At 63.1% G+C, this 6,987-nt stretch carries 3 protein-coding genes; 1 reads left to right on the forward strand and 2 read right to left on the reverse strand.

What is annotated here, in order from left to right; all coding sequences use genetic code 11:
• Nucleotides 1-33: 33 nt before the first annotated feature.
• On the reverse strand, nt 34-870 hold the full coding sequence (locus tag HU737_RS26040; RefSeq protein WP_186555645.1) for a 23S rRNA (adenine(2030)-N(6))-methyltransferase RlmJ: 837 nt from the start codon (nt 868-870) through the stop codon (nt 34-36).
• Between the two features lie 197 nt (nt 871-1,067).
• On the reverse strand, nt 1,068-2,543 hold the full coding sequence (gene putP / locus HU737_RS26045) for a sodium/proline symporter PutP (protein ID WP_186555646.1): 1,476 nt from the start codon (nt 2,541-2,543) through the stop codon (nt 1,068-1,070).
• Between the two features lie 356 nt (nt 2,544-2,899).
• Here putP and putA point away from each other — a divergent pair, with 356 nt between their 5' ends.
• Nucleotides 2,900-6,853: a trifunctional transcriptional regulator/proline dehydrogenase/L-glutamate gamma-semialdehyde dehydrogenase gene (gene putA, locus HU737_RS26050; protein ID WP_186555647.1), complete on the forward strand. Its 3,954-nt coding sequence runs from the start codon at nt 2,900-2,902 to the stop codon at nt 6,851-6,853.
• Nucleotides 6,854-6,987 lie beyond the last annotated feature (134 nt).

Consider the following 6,987-nt stretch of genomic DNA (forward strand, 5'->3'; position numbering starts at 1 on the left):
GCAAGCCCGCTCCCACGGGATATGCAGAGCGCTTTACTCGGCGATCAGCCAGTCCATGCGGAAGCTGCCAGCAGTCTGCGCCAGCTCCTTGGCCAGCCACGGCAGCAGCTCGTTGAGCTCTTCTTCCAGGCCCCACGGCGGGTTGGCGATGGCCAGGCCCGAGCCGTTCAAGCCCTGCGGGCTGTCCTGGTGATGGACATAGAGCTCGACGCGCAGCAGTTTCGGCGCGCCGGTGCTGGTCAGGTCCTGATAGAAGCGGGTCAGCGAACGCTGATCCTTGATCGGGTACCAGATGGCCGCGACCGTCTGGCGCATGCGGCCAATCGCCTCTTTCATGGCCACGGTGCAGCGCTTGAGCTCATCAGCCTGCTCGAACGGCGGGTCGATCAGCATGATCGCGCGCTTTTCCTGGACCGGCAGCAGCGCCCGCGGCACATGCCAGCCTTCGCCCAGGTGAACCGTGACCCGTGGGTCTTTCTTCATGTTCTCTTTGAGCAGCGGACCGTCTTCGGGGTGCTTCTCATTGAGCAACGCGCGATCCTGCTGACGCATCAGCCGGCGAGCCAGTTCTGGCGAGCCTGGGTAGTAGCGCAGCTCGCCATCCTGGTTCAGACGCTTGATGACACGCAGGTAGTCGGCCGTGCTCGCCGGCAGATCATCGCGGTTCCACAAGCGCGCGACACCTTCCAGGTATTCACCGGTGCGCGTCGCCTGATCGCCCTGCAAGTCGTACAGGCCGAGACCGGCGTGGGTATCGATGTAGGCGAACGGCTGCTCCTTGCGCGACATCAGGGCGATGAGGCGGGTCAGCACGATGTGTTTGAGGACGTCGGCGTGGTTGCCGGCGTGGAAGGCGTGACGATAGTTCATGGCAACTCCTGCAAGGCCGGCAAGTTTACCTTGTCGCGCCTGAGGAGTCAGGCCTGACGGTGATCAGCGGCTGCCCGCTGCCGCCATGAAGCAACTACCAGGGAGCGGGCCTGCCCCGCGATGAGGCCAAACCCAAGCCAATAAAAAACCCGCACCTGGAACAGGTGCGGGCCTTTCAGACAGCGATCAAACCCGCATCACTTACCGATATGGTAAGCCTGGTCGGCCTTCTCGAAGCGCGAAACCATGCTGCTCGATGGGCTACCCAGCTTGCTCACCACGAAGATTGCGATGGTGGCGAACAGGAAGCCTGGGATGATCTCGTACAGACCGGTATCCAGCTGTTTCCAGAAGATCACGGTCAGCGCACCGATGACGATACCGGCCAGGGCGCCGTTGCGGGTCATGCCTTTCCACATTACCGAGATCAGCACCACCGGACCAAACGCAGCACCGAAGCCCGCCCAGGCATAAGCCACCAGGCCAAGTACGCGGTTATCCGGGTTGGCAGCCAGGGCAATGGCGATCAGCGCCACAGCCAGCACCATCAGGCGACCGACCCAGACCAGCTCGACCTGCGAAGCGTTCTTGCGCAGGAAGGTCTTGTAGAAGTCTTCGGTCAGGGCGCTGGAGCACACCAGCAGCTGGCAGCTCAAGGTACTCATCACCGCCGCCAGGATGGCCGACAGCAGCACACCGGCAACCCACGGGTTGAACAGAATCTTCGCCAGCTCGATGAATACCCGCTCGTGGTTCTCGGTGACCGGACCGGCCAGCTCAGGGTTGGCCGAGAAGTACGCGATACCGAAGAAGCCCACGGCGCAGGTACCGGCCAGGCACAGGATCATCCAGGTCATGGAGATGCGGCGGGCGTTGGCGATCGACTTGACCGAATCAGCCGCCATGAAGCGCGCCAGGATGTGCGGCTGGCCGAAGTAGCCCAGGCCCCAGCCCATCAGCGAGATGATGCCGATGAAGGTCGCGCCCTTGAACATGTCGAAGTTCGCCGGGTTCTGCGCCTCGATGGCGAGGAAAGTGGTGTCGACGCCGCCGGTGGAGATCAGCACGATGATCGGCGTAAGGATCAGCGCGAAGATCATCAGCGAGGCCTGCACGGTGTCGGTCCAGCTCACCGCCAGGAAGCCACCGACGAAGGTGTAGGCGATGGTTGCCGCAGCACCGGCCCACAGGGCGGTTTCGTACGACATGCCGAAGGTGCTTTCGAACAGGCGTGCGCCGGCCACGATGCCGGAGGCGCAATAGATGGTGAAGAACACCAGGATGACGATCGCCGAGATGATCCGCAGCAGCCCGCTGTTGTCTTCGAAGCGGCTGGCGAAGTAGTCCGGCAGGGTCAGCGCGTCACCGTTGTGCTCGGTCTGCACACGCAGACGGCCAGCGACGAACAGCCAGTTCAGGTAGGCACCGACGGTCAGGCCGATGGCGATCCAGGCCTCGGAAAGGCCCGACATGTAGATGGCGCCCGGCAGGCCCATCAGCAGCCAGCCGCTCATGTCCGAAGCGCCAGCTGAGAGCGCGGTCACCACGCTGCCAAGACTACGTCCACCGAGGATGTAGTCGGAGAGGTTGTTGGTGGAGCGATAGGCCGCGAAGCCGATCAGCACCATTGCCGCGATGTAGATCACGAAAGTGATCGTGATTGGATTGCCCATGGTTGTGCCCTGGCGTTTGTTTTTATCTCTTGCGACCACCCTATAAGGCGGTTGCACCCAGGCGGCGCATCCTATGCAACAACATGAAGCGGGTGCAACCATTTTTCATTTGCAAGTTGCACCCAGCAATGCAATTTCGCCTAAAGGGTGTTTTTTGCTCCTTTTTGGAGCAAACACAGCGCTTTTCAGAAGAAAACGCACCACGAATGACCATTCTTGCTGTGTAGGAATTGTCGTCGGACGAGTTGCACCTGATCCTACAAAAAATCGGGTTGCACCCGGTTGCACCCAGATTGTCCTACAGCTAATCTTGGCGCCAGCTTAGGCCACGCCCGTGGCAATAATGAGGATAAGAAATGGCGACGACCACCCTGGGGGTCAAACTCGACGACCCTACCCGTGAGCGACTTAAAGCAGCTGCGCAGTCCATCGACCGCACGCCGCATTGGTTGATCAAACAAGCGATCTTCAATTACCTGGAGAAGCTCGAGGGTGGTGCCACCCTGACCGAACTCAACGGTCATGCCAGCAACCTTTCCGACGACGCCGGCGAAGTTCAGCCCGAGCACAGCCACCAGTGCTTCCTCGAGTTCGCCGAAAGCATTCTGCCGCAGTCGGTACTGCGCTCGGCGATCACCGCCGCCTACCGCCGCCCTGAGCAAGAAATGGTGCCAATGCTGCTGGAGCAGGCGCGCCTGTCCAGCGCTCAAGCCGAAGCCACCAACAAACTGGCCTCCGGCATCGCCGAAAAACTGCGTAACCAGAAGAGCGCCAGCGGCCGTGCCGGTATCGTCCAGGGCCTACTGCAAGAGTTCTCGCTGTCGTCCCAGGAAGGCGTGGCACTGATGTGCCTGGCCGAAGCCCTGCTGCGCATCCCCGACAAGGGTACCCGTGATGCGCTGATCCGCGACAAGATCAGCACCGGCAACTGGCAACCGCACCTGGGCAACAGCCCGTCGCTGTTCGTCAACGCCGCCACCTGGGGCCTGCTGCTGACCGGCAAGCTGGTCTCCACCCACAACGAATCCGGCCTGACCTCCTCGCTCACCCGCATCATCGGCAAGAGCGGCGAGCCGATGATCCGCAAGGGCGTCGACATGGCCATGCGCCTGATGGGCGAGCAGTTCGTCACCGGCGAGACCATCGCCGAAGCCCTGGCCAACGCCAGCCGCTTCGAATCGAAAGGCTTCCGTTATTCCTACGACATGCTCGGCGAAGCCGCACTGACCGAGCACGACGCGCAGAAATACCTGGCCTCCTACGAGCAAGCGATCCACTCGATCGGCAAAGCCTCGCACGGTCGCGGCATCTATGAAGGCCCGGGCATCTCGATCAAGCTCTCGGCCCTGCACCCGCGCTACAGCCGCGCCCAGTACGAGCGCGTGATGGACGAGCTGTACCCGCGCCTGCTGTCGCTGACCTTGCTGGCCAAGCAATACGACATCGGCCTGAACATCGACGCCGAAGAGGCCGATCGCCTGGAGCTGTCGCTGGACCTGCTCGAGCGCCTGTGCTTCGAGCCTTCGCTGGCGGGCTGGAACGGCATCGGCTTCGTCATCCAGGCTTACCAGAAGCGCTGCCCGTATGTCATCGACTCGGTCATCGACCTGGCCAAGCGCAGTCGTCACCGCCTGATGATCCGCCTGGTCAAGGGTGCCTACTGGGACAGCGAGATCAAGCGCGCCCAAGTCGAAGGCCTGGAAGGCTACCCCGTTTACACCCGCAAGGTGTACACCGACGTCTCCTATATCGCCTGCGCCCGCAAGCTGCTGTCGGTACCCGAAGCGATCTACCCGCAGTTCGCCACCCACAACGCCCACACCCTGTCGGCCATCTACCATATCGCCGGGCAGAACTACTACCCGGGCCAGTACGAGTTCCAGTGCCTGCACGGCATGGGCGAGCCGCTGTATGAGCAAGTGGTAGGCAAAGTCTCCGAAGGCAAGCTCAACCGTCCGTGCCGCGTCTACGCCCCGGTCGGCACCCACGAGACGCTGCTGGCCTACCTGGTCCGCCGCCTGCTGGAAAACGGCGCCAACACGTCGTTCGTCAACCGCATCGCCGATCACTCGATCTCGATTCAAGAGCTGGTCGCCGACCCGGTCGCCAGCATCGAGCAGATGGCCACTCAGGAAGGTAGCATCGGCCTGCCACACCCACGCATTCCGCTGCCGCGTGACCTGTATGGCAGCGAGCGGGCCAACTCGGCCGGCATCGACCTGGCCAACGAGCATCGCCTGGCATCGCTGTCCTGCGCCCTGCTGGCGACCGCTCACAACGACTGGAAAGCGGCCCCTCTGCTGGGTTGCGCCAGCAGCCAGGAAGCGGCGGCACCGGTACTCAACCCGTCCGATCACCGTGACGTGGTTGGCCACGTGCAGGAAGCGACCGTCGCTGATGTCGACAATGCCATCCAGTGCGCACTGAATGCCGCACCGATCTGGCAGGCCACGCCGCCAGCCGAGCGCGCCGCGATCCTTGAGCGCAGCGCCGACCTGATGGAAGCCGAGATCCAGCCGCTGATGGGCCTGCTGGTCCGCGAAGCGGGCAAGACCTACGCCAACGCCATCGCCGAAGTGCGCGAAGCCGTCGACTTCCTGCGCTACTACGCGGTGCAGGCACGCAACGATTTCAGCAACGACGCCCACCGCCCACTGGGCCCCGTGGTGTGCATCAGCCCGTGGAACTTCCCCCTGGCCATCTTCAGTGGCCAAGTCGCCGCAGCCCTGGCCGCAGGCAACCCGGTGCTGGCCAAGCCTGCCGAGCAAACACCACTGGTCGCCGCCCAGGCCGTGCGCCTGCTGCTCGAAGCCGGTATCCCGGAAGGCGTCCTGCAACTGCTGCCAGGCCGCGGCGAAACCGTCGGTGCCCGCCTGGTCGGTGATGAGCGGGTCAAAGGCGTGATGTTCACCGGCTCCACCGAAGTGGCCCGCCTGCTGCAACGCAACATCGCCGGTCGCCTGGATGCCCAAGGTCGGCCGATCCCGCTGATCGCCGAAACCGGTGGCCAGAACGCGATGATCGTCGACTCCTCGGCGCTGACCGAACAGGTGGTGATCGACGTGGTTTCCTCGGCCTTCGACAGCGCCGGCCAGCGTTGCTCGGCGCTGCGCGTACTGTGCCTGCAGGAAGACTCCGCCGACCGCGTGATCGAAATGCTCAAGGGCGCCATGGCGCAGAGCCGCCAAGGCAACCCAGAGCGCCTGTCCGTGGACATCGGCCCGGTGATCGATGCTGAAGCCAAGGCAGGTATCGAGAAGCACATCCAAGGCATGCGCGAAAAAGGCCGCACCGTTTACCAGGTGGCCATCGCCGATGCCGCCGAGTGCAAGCGCGGCACCTTCGTCATGCCGACCCTGATCGAGCTGGAAAGCTTCGACGAGCTCAAGCGCGAGATCTTCGGCCCGGTGCTGCACGTGGTGCGCTACAACCGCCGCAACCTCGACCAGCTGATCGAGCAGATCAACGCTTCCGGCTACGGCCTGACCCTCGGCGTGCACACCCGCATCGACGAGACCATCGCCAAGGTTGTGGATAACGTCAACGCCGGCAACATGTACGTCAACCGCAACATCGTCGGCGCGGTGGTCGGCGTGCAGCCATTCGGTGGTGAAGGGCTGTCCGGCACCGGCCCGAAAGCGGGCGGCCCGCTGTACCTGTACCGCCTGCTGTCGACCCGCCCGGCCGACGCCGTGGCCCGTCATTTCCAGCGTGCCGATGGCGAAGCCAAGGTCGATAGCGTCCTGCGCGATCAACTGATCAAGCCACTGCACGCCCTCAAGGCCTGGGCCGAGAGCAACCAACTGGCTGAGCTATCGAGCCTGTGCGAGCAGTTCGCCGCCCAGTCGCAGAGTGGTATCAGCCGCCTGCTGCCAGGCCCGACCGGCGAGCGCAACAGCTACACCATCCTGCCGCGCGAGCACGTGCTGTGCCTGGCTGACAACGAGGCAGACTTGCTCGCTCAGCTGGCCGCGGTATTGGCCGTGGGTAGCTCGGCGGTGTTCCAGGACGTCGAGCCGGCGAAGAGCCTGCGTGCTCGCCTACCGAAGGAACTGCAAGCCAAGGTCAAGCTGGTTGCCGATTGGAACAAGGACGAAGTTGCGTTCGATGCAGTCATTCACCATGGCGACTCGGATCAACTGCGCGCGGTGTGCGAGCAGGTAGCCAAGCGCGCAGGCGCCATCGTTGGTGTGCACGGGCTGTCCAGCGGCGATCATCAGATTGCCTTGGAGCGCTTGGTGATCGAGCGCGCGGTGAGCGTCAACACCGCTGCGGCGGGTGGTAACGCTAGCTTGATGACCATCGGCTGATAGGGCTGAGGTAAATGAAAAGGAGAGCTTCGGCTCTCCTTTTTTTTGAGAAAAAAACCCCTCCCAAACTCCTACCGCTCTGCGAGAAATTTCCCACGCCAGCATCAGACCGGTCTGCTTTTGATCGGGAAGCA

Source organism: Pseudomonas urmiensis, assembly GCF_014268815.2.
GTDB classification, from domain to species: Bacteria; Pseudomonadota; Gammaproteobacteria; order Pseudomonadales; family Pseudomonadaceae; genus Aquipseudomonas; species Aquipseudomonas urmiensis.

Coding starts and splice junctions, on each gene's coding strand:
- HU737_RS26040 (WP_186555645.1), bottom strand. CDS start 870: ATGAACTATCGTCACGCCTTCCACGCCGGCAACCACGCCGACGTCCTC.
- putP (WP_186555646.1), bottom strand. CDS start 2,543: ATGGGCAATCCAATCACGATCACTTTCGTGATCTACATCGCGGCAATG.
- putA (WP_186555647.1), top strand. CDS start 2,900: ATGGCGACGACCACCCTGGGGGTCAAACTCGACGACCCTACCCGTGAG.